The organism is Isoptericola sp. Y541, from assembly GCF_059445465.1.
In genome coordinates this window covers 1-15,503 of the sequence record NZ_JCAIUJ010000010.1, presented here as the reverse complement: position 1 = coordinate 15,503, position 15,503 = coordinate 1, and the positions used below count along the sequence as shown (strand labels likewise).

15 protein-coding genes and 1 tRNA gene are annotated in these 15,503 nt (G+C 72.8%); 10 read left to right on the top strand and 6 right to left on the bottom strand.

Translation table 11 applies throughout. The features are described 5' to 3' along the window. Positions 1–2 precede the first annotated feature (2 nt). The gene (locus AC1C2V_RS17990; RefSeq protein ID WP_495391100.1) at positions 3–857 is read right to left on the bottom strand and encodes an NAD-dependent protein deacetylase; all 855 of its coding nucleotides are present in this window, start codon (positions 855–857) and stop codon (positions 3–5) included. Positions 858–1,302: 445 nt separating this feature from the next. On the opposite strand from AC1C2V_RS17990, the gene AC1C2V_RS17985 reads away from it, so the two are divergent. Genes AC1C2V_RS17985 through AC1C2V_RS17975 form a run of 3 tightly spaced genes read left to right on the top strand, consistent with a single transcriptional unit; the run spans position 1,303 to position 4,237 of the window. Further along, a complete protein-coding gene (locus AC1C2V_RS17985; protein WP_495391015.1) occupies positions 1,303–1,557 on the top strand; it encodes a hypothetical protein in 255 nt (84 codons plus the stop codon). Then, a complete protein-coding gene (locus AC1C2V_RS17980) occupies positions 1,554–2,615 on the top strand; it encodes an FUSC family protein (protein WP_495391014.1) in 1,062 nt (353 codons plus the stop codon). Before AC1C2V_RS17985 ends, AC1C2V_RS17980 begins: the two co-directional genes overlap by 4 nt. A gap of 47 nt (positions 2,616–2,662) precedes the next feature. Next, positions 2,663–4,237, top strand: a complete 1,575-nt coding sequence (locus tag AC1C2V_RS17975) for an NAD-dependent epimerase/dehydratase family protein (RefSeq protein ID WP_495391013.1) — start codon at positions 2,663–2,665, stop codon at positions 4,235–4,237. Positions 4,238–4,259: 22 nt separating this feature from the next. Here the strand turns inward: AC1C2V_RS17975 and AC1C2V_RS17970 are convergent, their stop codons facing one another. Further along, on the bottom strand, positions 4,260–5,213 hold the full coding sequence (locus AC1C2V_RS17970) for a manganese catalase family protein (protein ID WP_495391012.1): 954 nt from the start codon (positions 5,211–5,213) through the stop codon (positions 4,260–4,262). A 129-nt stretch (positions 5,214–5,342) separates the two neighbouring features. Between AC1C2V_RS17970 and AC1C2V_RS17965 the strand changes: the two genes are divergently transcribed. Continuing rightward, on the top strand, positions 5,343–6,650 hold the full coding sequence (locus tag AC1C2V_RS17965) for an APC family permease (RefSeq protein ID WP_495391011.1): 1,308 nt from the start codon (positions 5,343–5,345) through the stop codon (positions 6,648–6,650). Here AC1C2V_RS17965 and AC1C2V_RS17960 read toward each other — a convergent pair. Beyond that, a complete protein-coding gene (locus AC1C2V_RS17960; protein WP_495391010.1) occupies positions 6,647–7,846 on the bottom strand; it encodes an alcohol dehydrogenase catalytic domain-containing protein in 1,200 nt (399 codons plus the stop codon). The two genes, AC1C2V_RS17965 and AC1C2V_RS17960, sit on opposite strands and share 4 nt — an antisense overlap. A 2-nt stretch (positions 7,847–7,848) precedes the next feature. Next, complete coding sequence (locus tag AC1C2V_RS17955; RefSeq protein ID WP_495391009.1) at positions 7,849–8,439, bottom strand: DUF2231 domain-containing protein; 591 nt, start codon at positions 8,437–8,439, stop codon at positions 7,849–7,851. Between the two features lie 285 nt (positions 8,440–8,724). Here AC1C2V_RS17955 and AC1C2V_RS17950 point away from each other — a divergent pair, with 285 nt between their 5' ends. Then, positions 8,725–8,919, top strand: a complete 195-nt coding sequence (locus AC1C2V_RS17950) for a hypothetical protein (RefSeq protein WP_495391008.1) — start codon at positions 8,725–8,727, stop codon at positions 8,917–8,919. A 19-nt stretch (positions 8,920–8,938) separates the two neighbouring features. Here AC1C2V_RS17950 and AC1C2V_RS17945 read toward each other — a convergent pair whose 3' ends face one another. Further along, positions 8,939–9,631, bottom strand: a complete 693-nt coding sequence (locus AC1C2V_RS17945; RefSeq protein WP_495391007.1) for a PAS and ANTAR domain-containing protein — start codon at positions 9,629–9,631, stop codon at positions 8,939–8,941. A gap of 213 nt (positions 9,632–9,844) precedes the next feature. Here AC1C2V_RS17945 and AC1C2V_RS17940 point away from each other — a divergent pair, with 213 nt between their 5' ends. From AC1C2V_RS17940 to AC1C2V_RS17925, 4 genes are all read left to right on the top strand, one after another. Continuing rightward, a complete protein-coding gene (locus AC1C2V_RS17940; protein ID WP_495391006.1) occupies positions 9,845–10,555 on the top strand; it encodes a PAS and ANTAR domain-containing protein in 711 nt (236 codons plus the stop codon). 59 nt (positions 10,556–10,614) lie between these two features. Continuing rightward, the gene (locus AC1C2V_RS17935) at positions 10,615–11,478 is read left to right on the top strand and encodes an SDR family oxidoreductase (protein WP_495391005.1); all 864 of its coding nucleotides are present in this window, start codon (positions 10,615–10,617) and stop codon (positions 11,476–11,478) included. A 208-nt stretch (positions 11,479–11,686) separates the two neighbouring features. Continuing rightward, positions 11,687–13,420 (top strand): glycosyl hydrolase family 18 protein, encoded by a 1,734-nt coding sequence (locus AC1C2V_RS17930; RefSeq protein ID WP_495391004.1) that lies wholly within the window; start codon positions 11,687–11,689, stop codon positions 13,418–13,420. Positions 13,421–13,572: 152 nt separating this feature from the next. Beyond that, positions 13,573–13,661, top strand: a tRNA-Ser gene (locus AC1C2V_RS17925). Positions 13,662–13,795: 134 nt separating this feature from the next. Here the strand turns inward: AC1C2V_RS17925 and AC1C2V_RS17920 are convergent. Then, positions 13,796–14,458 (bottom strand): DUF2625 family protein, encoded by a 663-nt coding sequence (locus tag AC1C2V_RS17920; protein ID WP_495391003.1) that lies wholly within the window; start codon positions 14,456–14,458, stop codon positions 13,796–13,798. A 42-nt stretch (positions 14,459–14,500) separates the two neighbouring features. On the opposite strand from AC1C2V_RS17920, the gene AC1C2V_RS17915 reads away from it, so the two are divergent. Beyond that, positions 14,501–15,190, top strand: coding sequence for a YdcF family protein (locus AC1C2V_RS17915; RefSeq protein ID WP_495391002.1), 690 nt, complete (start codon positions 14,501–14,503; stop codon positions 15,188–15,190). The last annotated feature ends 313 nt before the right edge of the window (positions 15,191–15,503 follow it).

Here is a 15,503-nt window from a genome sequence, read left to right as displayed (position 1 = left end):
CCTCAGAGCCGCTCGGCCAGGGTGGTGAGCGTGGCCGTGACACCGGCGTCGACCTTCACGGTCGCGAGCGGGTCGGCCCGCGTCGCGCCACGGTTGACGATGACCACCGGCTTCTCCGCCTTCGCGGCGTACCGCACGAAGCGCAGCCCGCTCATCACCGTGAGCGACGTGCCCGCCACGAGCAGCGCGTCGGCGTCGTCGACCAGAGCGAACGCGCGCTCCACCCGCTCGCGGGGCACGTTCTCGCCGAAGTACACGATCTCCGGCTTGAGCACCCCGCCGCAGAACTCGCACGCGGCCGGCACGAAGTGGCCGGTCTGCTCGATCACGGCGTCCGCGTCCGGCGCGGTCTCGATGTCCGCGACCGTGGTGCCCTCGGCGAGCACCGACTCGACGAACCCGGGGTTGAGGGCGTCCAGCCGTTCCGCCAGGTGCGCGCGGCTGATGACGCGCCCGCACTGCAGGCAGATCACCCGGTCGTAGCGGCCGTGCAGGTCGATGACGTGCCGCGACCCCGCGTCCTCGTGCAGCAGGTCCACGTTCTGCGTGATGACGCCGCGCATGATGCCGCGGTCCTCCAGGGCGACGAGGGCGCGGTGCCCCGCGTTCGGCTCCGTGCGGCGCACCACCTGCCAGCCCACGTGGTTGCGCGCCCAGTAGTGGCGGCGGAACGCCTCGTCGGCCACGAACTGCTGGTACGTCATCGGCGCGCGCGGCGGCGAGTCCGGGCTGCGGTAGTCCGGGATCCCCGAGTCGGTGGAGATGCCCGCGCCCGTCAGCGCGGTGATCGTCCGCCCGCGCAGCACGCGCACCGCGTCGTCCACCGTGCCGTGGTGCACCACCGCGTCCGGCGGGATCTCCCACCGTCGGTCCTGGTACGTCGGGGCGAGCGGCCGGGGCACAGGTTGCACCGTTCGAGCGTACGACGCTGCGGTCGTGCGCGAGGTTCCGGCTGCTGGCGAGGTAGTCCAGCCGACAGCCGCACCGTGCCGCCCGAGACCGTGGTGCCATCGGCGGAGTCGAGCGCCCCGTCGCCTCCGGCGTCGACCGCGATGGTGGACGGCGATCCGGTGACCATCGTCGACGACCTCGAGGTCGCCGGCCCCGGGCGGCCGGGAGGCAGTGCCCGGACAGGCGGCGCACGTCGCCGGGATCCTCATGGGCTCGGTGCTGGTCACGAGGCTCTGCGGTCGAGCTCACAGTGCCCTCCGACCGGCTCGACGCCGACTGGGTGGAACACTGGGTGCGCGAGCGGCTGATCGCGCGCATCCCCAGCGGACGGCACGACCCGGAGGCGGAGTCATGAACGTTGGCGACCTTCTCGACGCGCGGGTGCTCGGACCCGACGGTGCGGCCCTCGGCGTCGTCACCGACGTGCGGCTCGCGCTCGAGGTGCTCGACGAGCAGGACGACGCGCCGGGACGGGAGCAGGACCGTGAGGGCCGCGACCCGCAGGAGGCACCGCTGAGCGAGCACAGGCGGCCCAGCGCGGTCGGCGGCAAGCAGCGCGTCCGGCTGTCACCGGAGTACGCGGAACTCTCGCGGGAGCTCGGATGACTGCGCCGCGTCTCCTCGTCGCCGCACGCCGCGCCTGGATGCTGCACCCGCGCTGGTCGATTGCCTTGAAGGGCGCCGTCGCGGCCGCCCTGGCCTGGACGGTGGGCGTGCTTGCGCCTGCGCCGCTCTCCGACTACCCGTACTACGCGCCGCTCGGCGCGGTGATCGCGACCACGAGCACGCTGGCGCGCTCGGTGCGCGAGTCCGTGCAGGCGGTGGGGGCACTGCTGCTCGGCATCCTCATCGCCCGGGCGGCGGACGTGGTGCTGTCTCCGGGCGCGTTCTCCGTCGCCCTCGTCGTGGGGGTCGCCCTGCTCTGTGCCGGGTGGCGGTGGTTCGGGCAGATGGGCACCTGGGTCGCGACGTCGGCGCTCTTCGTGCTCATCCTGGGCGACGTCCAGACGGCCGAGTACGTCGGCGCCTTCTCGGGGCTGGTCGTGGTGGGCGCGGTGATCGGCATCGGGGTCAACCTCGTCCTGCCGCCCTTGCCCCTGACGCCGTCGGAGCGCGCGCTCGACCGCCTGCGCGACGCGCTCGCCGACCACCTCGAGGAGCTCGCCGACGCGCTCGACGGCGACGAGGCCCTGTCGGTCGACAAGTGGGAGCGCCGCCGACGCGACCTGCAGCCCGTGATCGAGCTGGCGCGGACGGCGGTCGCGAGCACCCACGAGGCGACGCGCGGGAACCCGCGCGTGCGCAGGCACCGGGACCGGACGGAGACCCAGGGCCACCGCGCGCACGAGCTCGGCACGTCCGCCGCGGTCGTCGACGACGCCGCGAGCCTGCTGATCGCGCGGGACGCCGAGGGCTACGACCGCGTGGTGCTGGGCCCTGGGCTGCGGCCGGCCACGGGGACCGCCCTGCTCGCGTACGCCGGTGCTTTGCGCGCCGACGCGACGGAGGGAGGTCGCGCCGAGACCGCGGACCGGTTCGCCACGGCGCTGGCCGACCTCCGCGAACGGGTTCTGGCGGAGCGGGGATCCGGGTCCGGTGACGAGCTGGCCGCCGGGGCGCTGGTGCTCGTCCTGCAGCGCGGCGCGGGGGCGCTCGCGGTGTGACACCGCGGCCCACCTGCGTGCACCGGGGACCGGTGTCACGGTGGGGCATGCGCATCGTCGTCGTCGGAGCGACCGGGAACGTCGGCACCGCGGTCCTCAGGGCCCTGGGGGGCGAGCAGGCGGTCACCTCGCTCCTGGGCGTCGCCCGGCGCCTGCCGGACCGGACCGCCGAGCCCTACCGCCGGGCCGAGTGGGCGGCCCTCGACCTGACGCACCCCGCAGACGAGGTGGTCGAGCGGCTGACGACCCTGTTCCGCGGCGCGGACGCCGTCGTCCACCTCGCCTGGCTGACCCAGCCCCACCGCGACCGCGCACTCCTGCGCCTGACCAACGTCGAGGGCACCCGGCGCGTGGCGTGGGCGGTGGCGCGCGCGAGCGTCCCGCATCTCGTCGTCGCGTCCTCCGTGGGCGCGTACTCGCCGGTCGGCGACGACTCACCGCGGCGCGAGGGCTGGCCCACCGGCGGCGTGCCGACGTCGCACTACAGCGTCGACAAGGCGGCCCAGGAGGACGTGCTGGACGAGCTGGAGCGCGAGCACCCTGAGGTCGTCGTGGCCCGGCTGCGCGCCGCCCTGGTGTTCCAGGGCGACGCCGGGGCCGAGGTGGTGCGCTACTTCGTGGGCCGGCTCCTGCCCGTCGGGCTACTGCGCCACGGGCGCCCGCCCGTGCTGCCGCTGCCCGCGGGGCTGCGGTTCCAGGCGGTGCACGCCGACGACGCCGCGGACGCCTACCGCCGGGTGGTGCTCCAGCAGGCCGGCGGCGCGTTCAACGTCGCGGCGCACGACGTGCTGCGCGGCCGGGACGTCGCCCGGCTGGTCGACCACGGCCGCCTGGCCGAGGTGCCGGTCGCGGCCGTGCGGGCCGCCGTCTCCCTCGCCTACCGCACGCACGTCGTGCCCACCGATCCCGGCTGGGTCGACATGGCGATGGGCGCCCCGGTCATGGACACCGCCCGGGCGACCGTCGAGCTCGGGTGGCAGCCCCGGCACTCCGCGGCGCAGGCGCTCGACGAGGTCGTGCGGGGGATGGCCGACGGCCGTGGTCTCGCCTCGGCGCCGCTGCGTCCGAACCCCTCACGGCCGGCGGGCGCGTCGACCCTCCCGCTGCGGGGGACGGACCCCGCCGTGCCGCCGGGGCTGGACCGGGACCTGCTCGGGTTGTACCTCTCCGACCACCTGACGGGCGCGACGGCGGGCCTCGGCCGGGTGGAGCGCATGGTCGGGGACTACGGGGACCTGCCGCTGCACGCGGAGCTGGTCGAGCTGGCGGAGCAGATCCGCGGCGAGCGCGAGCTGTACGTGCGGCTGCTGCAGGCGCTGGGCCTGCCCCGGCGCCGCCACCGCCAGCTCCTCGCCGGGGTGGCGGAGCGCGTCGGCCGCCTCAAGCTCAACGGGCGGCTGGTCACCCGGTCGCCGATGTCGGTGGTGCTGGAGACGGAGCTCATGCGGTCGGCCGTGGTGGGGAAGCTGGGCGGCTGGCAGACGCTCGAGGAGCACGCCGACGACCTCGGCCTCGACCCCGCCCAGTTCCGCGAGCTCGTCGAGCGCGTGCAGCGTCAGCTCGCGACGCTCGACCGCCTGCACGAGTACGCGCGCCGGCGCGCGTTCCGGGAGCAGACCTGACCGCCGCGTCCCCGCCCAGGCGTCAGGTCGTGGGCCCGAAGAGCGGGTCCGCGGCGGCGGCCATCTCGAGGTCCGCCGTAGCCTGGACGAGGGCGAGCAGGTCGGGGTCGAGGCCCGGGGAGAACTCCTCGAAGCGTTCGCGCGCGATCGTGGAGGGGACTCCGGCGGGTGCCTGCTCCCTCGCATCGAGAGAGGTGCCGTCGTTGGACGGGGACATGCCCTGGAAGATGCGTCCGGCCTCGGAGGCGCCCTCGAGGTCGAAGGTGTACTGCTTGGACTGCAGCCCCAGGTCGAGGAGCTTCTTGACCTCGGGGAACTTCTCGGCGTTCGTCTTGGGGATGGGCAGCACGGTCGACCAGTTCACGCCGAGCGTCTCAAGGGCCCGGGCGTAGGCGTTCTCGTGGGCCTGGTCGCGCACGATGAGGTACGCGATCGTGGAGCGGGCGGCCTTGTTGTCCGTCATCTCGTAGATGCGGCACTTCTGGAGCCGGCCGGTCGACTCGAGCATGAGGTTGTAGAGCAGGTCGAGCACGAGGTTGCCGGAGTTGTAGACGTAGCTGCCGCTCCACGGGTTGCCGGCGGCGTCCACCGGGAGAGCTCCCTGGGCGGCGACGAGGTAGTGGTGGATGTTGCTGGTCCCCAGAGCCAGGCCGAGCGGTGTGTCGCCGCCGGCGCCGGGGGTGTCCAGCGGGTCGGTCTTCTTCCCGTTGTACCGCGGAGACCCGTCCAGCAGGCGGGCGATGGTGGTGCCGATCAGCTCGACGTGGCTGATCTCCTCGGTGCCGATCCCCTGGAGCAGGTCCCGGTAGGGCTTCGCCGTGGGGCCGCGGAAGTTCATGCTCTGGAAGAGGTACTGCATCATCGTGCGCATCTCACCGAACTGGCCGCCCAGGCCTTCCTGGAGTGCGTTCGCCGCCGCGGGGTCCGGCTCGTCGGTCTCGATGTCGTTGATCAATCGCTGCACGTGCAGGTACATGTCGCGTCTCCTCGTCGGCCGGTTCAAGGCTCTCACCGTCACCCCGGAGCCGGGTGCTTGCATCTGGGCGCTCCCGGAGCCAGGTCGCTCGGCGAGCGTGGACGTCGTCGGGACGCCAGACTCGGCCGGATGACGAGCACGGAGACCACTGGTCCGATCGGCCTGCGCCGCGCCGTGACCGGACACCTGCTGTTCCTGTTCATCCTCGGCGATGTGCTCGGCGCCGGCGTGTACGCACTCATCGGCGAGATGGCCGGGGACGCGGGGGGCTTGGTGTGGCTGTCCTTCGCGGTCGCGCTCGCCATGGCCATGCTGACGGCCTTTTCCTACGCCGAGCTCGTCACCAAGTACCCCCGGGCAGGCGGGTCGGCGGTCTTTGCCGAGAAGGCGTTCGGCAGTCCTCTGGTCGCGTTCCTGGTCGGGTTCTGCATGCTGTCCGCCGGGGTGGTGAGCGCCGCCGGGCTGTCGCTGGCTTTCACCGGGGAGTACCTGACCGCGTTCCTCGACGTCCCCCAGGTTCCGGCCGCGATCGTCTTCCTGCTGGTCGTGGCGCTCGTCAACGCGTGGGGGATCAGGGAGTCGCTGCGCGCCAACGTGGTGATGACCGTGATCGAGTCCGCCGGCCTGGTGCTGGTCATCGTCCTGGGCGCGTGGGTGATCGGGCGCGGCGACGCCGACCTCAGCGGGGCGTTCACCCCTCCGGAGGACACCTCCGTGGGGCTCGCCGTCCTGGGGAGCGCGCTGGTCGCGTTCTACTCGTTCGTCGGCTTCGAGACGTCGGCGAACCTCGCCGAGGAGGTCCGGGACGTCTCCCGGGTCTACCCACGGGCCCTGTTCGGTGCGCTCGCCGCCGCCGGGGCGGTGTACGTGCTGCTCGGGTTCGTCGCGCCGGCCGTCGTGCCCCCGTCCGAGCTCGCCGCGTCCTCCGGCCCCCTGCTCGAGGTCGTCCGGGCGGCCGGGGCCGTCTCACCGGAGCTCTTCGCCGTCGTCGCGCTCGTGGCCGTCGCGAACGGGGCGCTGCTGACCATGATCATGACGAGCCGGCTCTCCTACGGCATGGCGAAGCAGGGGCTGCTGCCCGCACCGCTCGCCCGCGTGCTGCCGCGGCGCCGCACCCCGGGCGTGGCCATCCTGGTGACCACCGCCGTCGCGATCGTGCTCGCCGCGACCGGTGAGCTGGTCGACCTTGCCTCCACCGTCGTCCTGCTGCTGCTCTTCGTGTTCCTCTCGACCAACATCGCGGTACTCGTGCTGCGCCGCGACCAGGTCGAGCACGACCACTTCCGGTCTCCGACGGTGATGCCGGTGCTCGCGATCGCCACCTGCCTGCTGCTCCTGACCCAGCAGGAGGCCCAGCACTGGGCGTTGGCGGGCGCACTCCTCGTCGTCGGCCTCGGCGTCTACCTCGTCATGCGGCTGGCGCGGCGCGCGGCCTAGGCGTGGTTCGCCCAGGGGTCGAGGACGACCTTGACGCAGCCGTCCTCCTTGCGCTGGAACGTGCGGTAGGCCCCCGGGGCGTCCTCCAGGGGCAACCGGTGGGTGCGCAGGTCGAGCACACCGAGCGGGTCGGCCGGGTCCTGCACCAGCGGCAGCAGGCCGTCGGTCCAGCGGCGCACGTTCGCCTGGCCCATGCGCAGGGTGAGCTGCTTGTCGAAGAGCTGCATCATCGGCAGCGGGTCCTTCGCGCCGGCGTAGACGCCCGAGAGGGACACGGTGCCCCCGCGCCGTACGAGGGCGACCGCCGCGAGGAGGGCGGCGAGCCGGTCCGCGCCGCCGCGCTCGGTGAGCGGCGCGGCCAGGACGTCGGGCAGCAGGCCCACGAGCTTCTGGGTGGTCTCCGCGAGCGGGGACCCGTGCGCTTCCATGCCGACGGCGTCGACGACGGAGTCCGGGCCACGACCGTCCGTGAGGTCGAGCACCGCCGCGCGCACCCCCTCCTCGGCCGGGTCGAAGACCGTGACGCCGTGGCGCTGGGCCATGGCCCGCCGCTCCGGCACCGGGTCGATGCCGATGACGATCTCGGCGCCGCGGTGCCGGGCGATCCGCGCCGACATCTGCCCGATGGGCCCGAGCCCCAGCACCAGCACGTTCCCGCCGTCCGGGACGTCCGCGTACTCCACCGCCTGCCACGCGGTGGGCAACACGTCGGACAGGTAGAGGTAGCGCTCGTCGGGAGACCCGTCGTCGGGGACGACGAGGGGCCCGTACTGGGCCTGGGGCACCCGCAGGTACTGGGCCTGGCCGCCGGGAACCTGGCCGTACAGGCGGGTGTATCCGTACAGGGCCGCGCCCTTGTCCTGGCTGCGCACCTGCGTGGTCTCGCACTGCGACTGCAGGCCGCGGGCGCACATCCAGCACTGTCCGCAGGAGATGGTGAACGGCACGACGACCCGGTCCCCGACGGCGAGATCGCCCGCGGCACTGCCGACCTCCTCCACCACGCCCATCGCCTCGTGCCCCAGCACGTCCCCGGCGTCGAGGAACATCCCCAGGACGCCGTACAGGTGCAGGTCCGACCCGCAGATCGCGGTCGACGTCACTCGGATCACGGCGTCGGTCGGCTCCTGGACGCGCGGGTCGGCCACGTCCTCGACGCTGACGCTCTCCCGGCCCTGCCAGGTCACGGCGCGCATGGTCACCCCGCCCCCGGCATGTGGCGCGGCTCGCGCATCGCCTGCGCGAGGTGCCCGCCGAGGTAGCCGCCCGCACCCGCCGCGCCCATCCCGACCATGGTCAGCAGCGCACCCGCGCCCGTCCGGCCCGAGCGTCGCGCCCGCCACGAGGCCAGGGCCAGCAGCGTGCCCACCGCGTTGCACGACGCGTGCACCACGGCGACGCGCCGCGCCGGCACGCTGAGCGCCCGGTAGTCCGCGAGGCCGGTCAGGGCCGTCGGCGGGGCGGCGAGCAGTCCCAGCCCGACCAGACGCCGGGCAGCGGCTGCGTGGCCCGGCGGTCGCGTGAGGTCGAGCGCCAGCGCGCTCGTCCACAGGCCGATCGGCAGGTCGGTGAGCGTGCTGTGCACGGGATGGCCCACCGACCGCCCGCGGAGCTCGTCGCGCACGCGGCCCGTCGACGGCACGACGGTGCGCGCGAGCCGATCGAAGAGCCCGGCCGCCTTGTCGAGGCCCTGCATGCGCTCGAGCTCGGTGGCGAGTCGCGGCAGGGGCTCGTCGGGAAGGGGCTCGTCGGGAAGGGGCGGGGCCAAGGGGCGCTGGTCGGCTGGCATGACGGCCTCCTCGTGTCGACCTGGGGTGTCCTGTGTCTTGTGTCCGATGGCGGTCGGCTGGTGGGCGCGTCCCGACTCGACGCCATCCTTCGACGGTAGGCCGGGGGTCCGGTGCTCGCCCGCCGTCGCGCGCGCTGACGGCGGGGAGCGCCCTGACCTGGTGGGGGACGGGCGGATCGTGAGGAGACCACGGCGGAGTTACGGTGCACGCTCAAGCGACAGGCCGTCGCCACCGCACCGCGGGAACACCCTGTCCCACCGTTCCCCGAGAGCTGAGGAGAACCGATGAGCGAGAGCCCGACCGGCCACGACCGCATGGCCGAGGACCGCGACGACGACAGCACCGGCGGCTCGCAGCACGTCGACGAGCAGCACACGACGCCGGTGCCCGGCAAGGCGGCGGACATCGAGACGATCCCCGGCGAGAAGCCGAAGGACGACCCCGACGAGGAGGGTGAGGACCGCTTCGACGCCGGGTGACGGGGGCCCGCCCCGGCGGTCAGCCGGCGGTGCGGTCGATCGGCGGTGCGGTCAGCCCGCGGTCGGGGGCCGGCTCGTCGAGCAGTTCGAGCACGGGCGCCAGCCGCTCGTCCCGCGTCGCGCCGGCGTGCGCGCGCTCCATCAGGCGGCTCGCCAGCTCCCGCACCGGAGTGTTCGTCACGTTGGATCGTCTGCGCAGGACGGCGAACGCCTCCTCGTCGCTGACGCCGAGGGCCACGGCGACCACCGCCTTGGCCTGCTCGATGTCGCGACGGCTGCGTGCCGCGGCTTGGATCGAGGCGTCGGCACCCTCGGCCGCAAACTGCTTGACGCTCGCGGTCAGGTCGAGCACATAGCCCACGAGCTCGACGATCTCGCCGGCGTCGTCGCGCTGGCCCTGGCCGACGATCGAGACGACGTGGTGGCCGCCTTGGGAATCGACGATGCGGTGCACGGAGGCGAAGGGCTCGCCCGTGCGACGGGCGCCTTCGAGAATATGGCCGACCCGGTCCCGGTCGTCGGGATGCTTGTGCGCGAGCACCATGGCGGTCGTCGGGACGACGTCGCCGGGTTCGAAGCCGTGGATGCGGAAAGTCTCGTCGGACCACCACCAGCGCTCGGTGGCCAGGTCGGCGCGGTACCGGCCGATCGTCGTCGTGTCGCCGACGGCCAGCACGTGCTCGGGCTGTGGGTCGTTCAGGGGTTGGGACATCGGTCCCCACTTTCAGGGAGCGCGTCGACCACGTCCTGGCCGATGCCGCCGAGGCTAGCGCTCCTGCGTGCCGAGCGCCGGTCGTGCGGCACGACGTGCGCGAAGATCGCCCGCTCCGGGCCGGACCCGGTGGCTGACTTCGGTCCTCGGCGTTAGCGTGAGGTCCCGGCGTCAGGAAGCGGCACCGATCCTCCGTATCCCCTGGAGGCCACCATGACGACACATCCCCCTGCCGGCACCGACCGTCTCACCGAGGCCCTGGCCGTCGGGACGCACCTGCTGATCGGCCGCTACCGGGCCGAGACGGAGACCGACAGGTGGTGGTGGTCGGACGAGGTCGACGTGCTCCTCGGTCAGGAGCCGGGCGCCGTCGAGCCTGGCGCGGACGCGCTGCAGGCACGGCTGCACCCCGACGAGCGCAGCCGCGTGGTGCACGACGCCGCTCGCGCCCTGGCGGCGGGTGGCCCCATCGTGACCGCGCGCCGGACCGTCGACGCCCACGGCCGCCCCCGCACCCTGCTCGTGACCGGGCAGGTGCGCCGCGGTCGCGACGGGTGCCCGGACGCGGTGGCCGGGTACGTCATCGACGTCACGCCCGTGCAGCGCGAGGCCGTGCAGCGCGACGTGCGCCGCGCCCTGAACAGCGCCTTCGTCTCGGCGGCCGCCATCGAGCGGGCCAAGGGGGTGCTCATGGCCGTGCACGGCGTGGACGAGCGCGAGGCGGAGAGCCTGCTCACCGAGGCGGCGGGTGCCTCGGGCGCGACGCTACGGGAGGCGGCGGCCCAGGTGATGGAGCATCTCTCGGCTGGCGACGGCTTCGGCCGCACCGCCCGGGAGCGGGTGCGCGACGCGTGCAACGCCATCCGGCCCAGCCAGCGACCCCACGAGCACGAGGCGCAGCTCGCGCGCCGTCGTGCCGCCTGACCCGACGGACGAGCGAGCCGAGCGAGCCGCGCGGCGACCCCTACCACCAAGGAGACAGCATGGCCGACGACCAGCAGTCGTTCCCCGCCCAGCGGCAGGAGCCGCCCGGGCTCACCGGCGCGATGACCCCGGTGCCCGACCACGGCGAGCAGAGCTACCAGGGCGCCGCCCGCCTGTCGGGCCTGCGGGCGCTGATCACCGGCGGCGACTCCGGCATCGGGCGCGCCGTCGCGATCGCGTTCGCACGGGAGGGCGCGGACGTGGCGATCGGCTACCTGCCCGAGGAGGAGGACGACGCGCAGGAGACCGCGCGGTGGGTCCGCGAGGCGGGCAGGACGGCGGTGCTGCTGCCCGGCGACATCACGGCCGAGGCCACGGCCCGGGCGCTCCCGGGCAAGGCGGTCGAGGGCCTCGGCGGCCTCGACGTGCTGGTGAACAACGCCGGGTTCCAGATGGCGCGGCGCGAGTCGGTCGAGGACATCACGACCGACGAGATCGACCGGGTCTTCAAGACCAACCTGTACGCGCTGCTGTGGATCACGCAGTCGGCGCTGACGCACCTGGGCGAAGGGGCGAGCATCATCAACAACTCGTCCATCCAGGCCTACCAGCCGTCGTCGTCGCTGCTCGACTACGCGTCGACCAAGGCGGCCATCAACAACCTCACGGTGAACCTCGCCGCCGAGCTCGGCCCGCGCGGGATCCGCGTGAACGCCGTGGCGCCCGGGCCCATCTGGACCCCGCTGCAGCCGGCCACGCAGCCGGAGGAGAAGCTGGAGAAGTTCGGCCAGGACGCGCCGCTCGGCCGCGCGGGCCAACCGGCGGAGGTCGCGCCCGCGTTCGTGTTCCTCGCCTCGCCGCGGGACGCGAGCTACGTCTCCGGCACGGTGCTCGGGGTCACGGGCGGCAAGCCGGTCTTCTGACGAGTCCGCCGGTTGAGCCTGTCGAAGCCCCGCGACCCGCTGGTTGAGCCTGTCGAAGCCCCGCGACCCGCTGGTTGAGCCTGTCGAAGCCCCGCAACCCGCTGGTTGAGCCTGTCGAACCTGGTCACCGGCGCACGTGCGCGCTAATGTGCAGGAGCCCGAACAAACCTGGTTCCGGGTACGCCCGGAGGAAGCAACGAGGCTCCCGATGAGACATCGACCGTCCCCGCGCCGCCATGGCGCCCTCATGCTCGTCGCGGCGGCCGCCGTCGTCGGGCTGACCGCAGGCGCGGCGTCTGCGGTGCCCGCGACTCCGTCGTCCCCGCCCACCGGGTCGTCCGGCCACGACGCCGACGGCGTCAACGGCTTCACGACGCTCGGCTACTTCCCCGGCTGGGGCCCGTCCGACTCCCACGACTACGAGGTGGCCGACCTCGTGCGCACCGGAGCGGCCGCGGACCTCACGCACCTCAACTACGCGTTCGGCAACGTCACGAGCGACCTCGTGTGCGACATCACGGACGCCCAGGGGGCCGAGGGCCCGGAGGGCGACCCGGAGAACGACTACCTGCGCCTCGTCGGGGCAGCCGACTCGGTCGACGGCGTGGCCGACGCCGCCGACCAGGCGCTCGCGGGCAACTTCAACCAGCTCCGCAAGCTCAAGGAGATCTACCCCGACCTGAAGATCCTGCTGTCGATCGGCGGCTGGACCTGGTCGGACAACTTCTCCGAGGCCGCGCTCACCGCCGAGAGCCGCGAGCGGCTCGTCGACTCCTGCATCGATCTCTACCTCGACGGCGACCTGCCCGCCGTCGGCGCGCAGGGCGGCGCCGGCGCCGCGGCCGGCATCTTCGACGGCTTCGACATCGACTGGGAGTGGCCCGCCGCCACGGGCGAGCACCCGAGCCAGCACCCCGACGTCGACCAGGAGAACTTCCTGTCCCTCATGGAGCTGTTCCGCGCCGAGCTCGACGAGCGGGCCGCCGCGACCGGCGAGGACTACGAGCTCACGGGGTTCGCCCCCGCGGGCTGGGAGCCCCGCACCAGCGGCGGCTGGGTCGACCCGCGGCTGGCCGCCGTCGTCGACCACCTCAACGTGCAGGGCTACGACTACCACGGCACCTGGGTGGCGGACCGCACCGGCCACCAGGGCAACCTGCACCCGTACTCCTGGCCGGACGCGCCGGACCAGGACGCCAACTGGGGCCTGGCCGCCGACGGCCTTCTCGGCGCGTACCGCGCGGCGGGCTACCGCGACGACCAGATCGTGCTCGGCCTCGCCGCCTACGGGCAGGGCTGGTCCGGGGTCGACGACCCGACGCCCGGGGCGCCGGCCGAGGCCGCCGTCGGCATCAAGAACTACTCCGAGCTGCGCACCCTCGGCACCGAGTACTACGACGAGACCGCCGTGGCCGGCTACCGGTACGACGGCGACCAGTGGTGGAGCCTCGACACCCCGCGCTCCGTGACGGCGAAGGCGGAGTGGGTCGCGGAGAACGGGTACGGCGGCGCCTACTTCTGGGACATCGCGGGCGACTACCGGAACGAGCTGGGCTCGGCCCTCGCCGACACGCTGCGGGCGGCGACGCCCGGGCCGCTGGTGACGGGCGAGGGGGCCAATCCCTGGTATGCCACCGGCGTCTACACCGAGGGCGACGTCGTCTCCCGCGACGGCGTCGAGTACCGGGCGAAGTGGTGGACCCGCAACCAGGCGCCCGGCAACCCGCACGGGCCGTGGGAGGAGATCGGCCCGCGCGGCACCGCGCCCGCTCCCGCGGCGGCCGAGTGCGCGGCCGACTGGTCCGGAGACACCATCTACCGCAAGGGCGACGTCGTCTCCCGGGCCGGCGTCAACCACACGGCGCTCTGGTACGCCGCCGGGTCGCGACCCGGTGACGACGTGAACGGCCCCTGGGACGCCGGAGCGCCCTGCGCCGGTTGAGCCTGTCGAGCATCGCCGGTTGAGCCTGTCGAAACCGCTGGTTGAGCCTGTCGAAACCAACCTGTCGAACGCCGCTGGGTTGAGCCTGTCGAGACCGGATTTCAGGTCTGCGGCTCCGTTGGGTATCCTCGGACGGCTGGTTCTTCCGGCGAGGTAGCGTGTCCGAGCGGCCTAAGGAGCACGCCTCGAAAGCGTGTGAGGTTCATAGCCTCCGTGGGTTCAAATCCCACCGCTACCGCCACACGAGGGCCCCACCCGCGCAATCATGCGGTCGTGGGGCCCTTCGTCGTTCCCCGCACTCCTTTTTCACTCCGTTTTGCCCACGGCTCGCGGCGCAGGATGAGTTGGACGCGGGTCGGCCGGTGCGGTGAGCTCTCAGAGCTGCGAGGCGGCCTCGTCGTAGAAGGCGAAGAGCTCGTGCAGCGGAACTGGACGACGCGATACCCGGCCCACGTCGCGGCCCTCTTCGCTGAAGGGCGGCGGGTACGCGCTGAACCCCTGATCGAGCGCCACGGCTTCGACGTCGCGTTGCCAGGTGCTCCAGCGCAGATCGGCGAACGTCTCGCCCATCGCTCCGGTCACCACGGCTTCCACAAAGGCCGAGTGTCCGCCACCGAGCCCGTCCCACGTCAATGTGTCCGGACCGAAGTAGCACACCTCGCCTGGAGCCACGCCCAGACCGCCGCCGTCGATGGCAAAGCGGCCCCCCATGACGTCGTACCCGACGAGCAGAGACGAGGGCGGCGCCGGGTTCGTGTCGGGGCTCAGTTGGTTGGCGGTCGCGAGGTCCGGCAGACCGTCTCCTCCTCCACCCAGTAGGCGAAACCACCCGTGGTCGGCGACGATCGCCCCACAGTTGAGGGCGAGCGCGCCGAGAGTCGACCGAGCTGTGACCTGGAGAGCTTCCAGCGTGTGGAGCCCCTGGGCGCGCGAGATGGGTAGAGCCCGCGCGCCGGACGCGGCATCGATGCGTTCGTAGAGGCCGGGCCACGCAGGATCGTCTACGTCGGCGAGCTGAGCGCCACTCAGGAAAGTCATGGCGCCAGTATCGGGCCTGGACACCGCAGCTGATCCTGAGGGATGCGGCGTATTTCACGGGGCATCACCCTTCGCCGCTGCCGCCTGCGTGACCAACCGATCGATGAAGACCCGAAGGTCCGGCGCCACGTGGGTCCGCTTCACGTAGTGCCGCACGGTGGTGCCCTCGTCGGCGTGGCCGAGCAGCGCGGTCGCGTTGGCGATGGTGGTCGAGTTGGCGACCTGCGTGGCGACGGTGCGGCGGAAGTCGTGTGGCGTGACCTTCGTGCCGATGGCGGCCTGGGCGTCGCGGAGCTGGTCGCCATCGGACTCGGCAGCCATGACATCGGCGTCGCCGAGCATGCCGCCGAGCTCTGGCATGAGGGCCGTTTCCCGCTCATCGTCTTCACGGGCGCCAACGCGCCGACGACCATCGAGGTCTGCCCGCGGGGCGAGGCCATGCACTATGCCGAGCGGGCGCACGACCTCGGGGTGCCAGCCGACGCAATCCTCACCGAGACGCGCGCGACGAACACGGGCGAGAACTTCACCCTCACCCGTGAGTTGCTGGGCGGCCTTGGACTCCATCCAGCGTCAGCCACGATCGTCAGCAGGCCGTACCAGCAGCGTCGCGCATTCGCGACAGCCCGCAAGCTCTGGCCGAACTGGATGTTGTTTGCTCAGCCCGGTCACAGGCTCTCGACGGCTACATCGCTTCGATCGGTGACGTCGACCGAGTTCTCAACATGCTAGTCGGCGACACCCAAAGGATCTGGGTCTACGCAGAGGCCGGGTTCGCCGAACCTCAGCCACTCGACAGACGAACGGTCGCCGCCTACGAGCGGCTCGTCAGAGCGGGCTACACCAGTCGTCTCGTCCCCACCGCGCCGTAAAGCGCTGAGTCCACTGCGTTGAAGCCCTTCGAGGCGAAGAGGGTGAATCTTCCGCTCCGTGCGCGACAGTCAGGCCTAGGCCCGTAACCTGGGGCACTGAGGTTTTCTCACCAGCGTGATCGCCGGGTCCCGCGTTGAAGGTTGAGTAGCACGAGTGCTGCGGCGGTGATCTC

What these genes read in the sequence shown, in the direction of transcription:
- AC1C2V_RS17950 (WP_495391008.1), top strand. Translation starts at nt 8,725, where the DNA reads ATGAGCGAGAGCCCGACCGGCCACGACCGCATGGCCGAGGACCGCGAC.
- AC1C2V_RS17935 (WP_495391005.1), top strand. Translation starts at nt 10,615, where the DNA reads ATGGCCGACGACCAGCAGTCGTTCCCCGCCCAGCGGCAGGAGCCGCCC.
- AC1C2V_RS17915 (WP_495391002.1), top strand. Translation starts at nt 14,501, where the DNA reads ATGCGGCGTATTTCACGGGGCATCACCCTTCGCCGCTGCCGCCTGCGT.
- AC1C2V_RS17960 (WP_495391010.1), bottom strand. Translation starts at nt 7,846, where the DNA reads ATGCGCGCCGTGACCTGGCAGGGCCGGGAGAGCGTCAGCGTCGAGGAC.
- AC1C2V_RS17955 (WP_495391009.1), bottom strand. Translation starts at nt 8,439, where the DNA reads ATGCCAGCCGACCAGCGCCCCTTGGCCCCGCCCCTTCCCGACGAGCCC.
- AC1C2V_RS17940 (WP_495391006.1), top strand. Translation starts at nt 9,845, where the DNA reads ATGACGACACATCCCCCTGCCGGCACCGACCGTCTCACCGAGGCCCTG.
- AC1C2V_RS17975 (WP_495391013.1), top strand. Translation starts at nt 2,663, where the DNA reads ATGCGCATCGTCGTCGTCGGAGCGACCGGGAACGTCGGCACCGCGGTC.
- AC1C2V_RS17920 (WP_495391003.1), bottom strand. Translation starts at nt 14,458, where the DNA reads ATGACTTTCCTGAGTGGCGCTCAGCTCGCCGACGTAGACGATCCTGCG.
- AC1C2V_RS17970 (WP_495391012.1), bottom strand. Translation starts at nt 5,213, where the DNA reads ATGTACCTGCACGTGCAGCGATTGATCAACGACATCGAGACCGACGAG.
- AC1C2V_RS17980 (WP_495391014.1), top strand. Translation starts at nt 1,554, where the DNA reads ATGACTGCGCCGCGTCTCCTCGTCGCCGCACGCCGCGCCTGGATGCTG.
- AC1C2V_RS17945 (WP_495391007.1), bottom strand. Translation starts at nt 9,631, where the DNA reads ATGTCCCAACCCCTGAACGACCCACAGCCCGAGCACGTGCTGGCCGTC.
- AC1C2V_RS17930 (WP_495391004.1), top strand. Translation starts at nt 11,687, where the DNA reads ATGAGACATCGACCGTCCCCGCGCCGCCATGGCGCCCTCATGCTCGTC.
- AC1C2V_RS17965 (WP_495391011.1), top strand. Translation starts at nt 5,343, where the DNA reads ATGACGAGCACGGAGACCACTGGTCCGATCGGCCTGCGCCGCGCCGTG.
- AC1C2V_RS17985 (WP_495391015.1), top strand. Translation starts at nt 1,303, where the DNA reads ATGAACGTTGGCGACCTTCTCGACGCGCGGGTGCTCGGACCCGACGGT.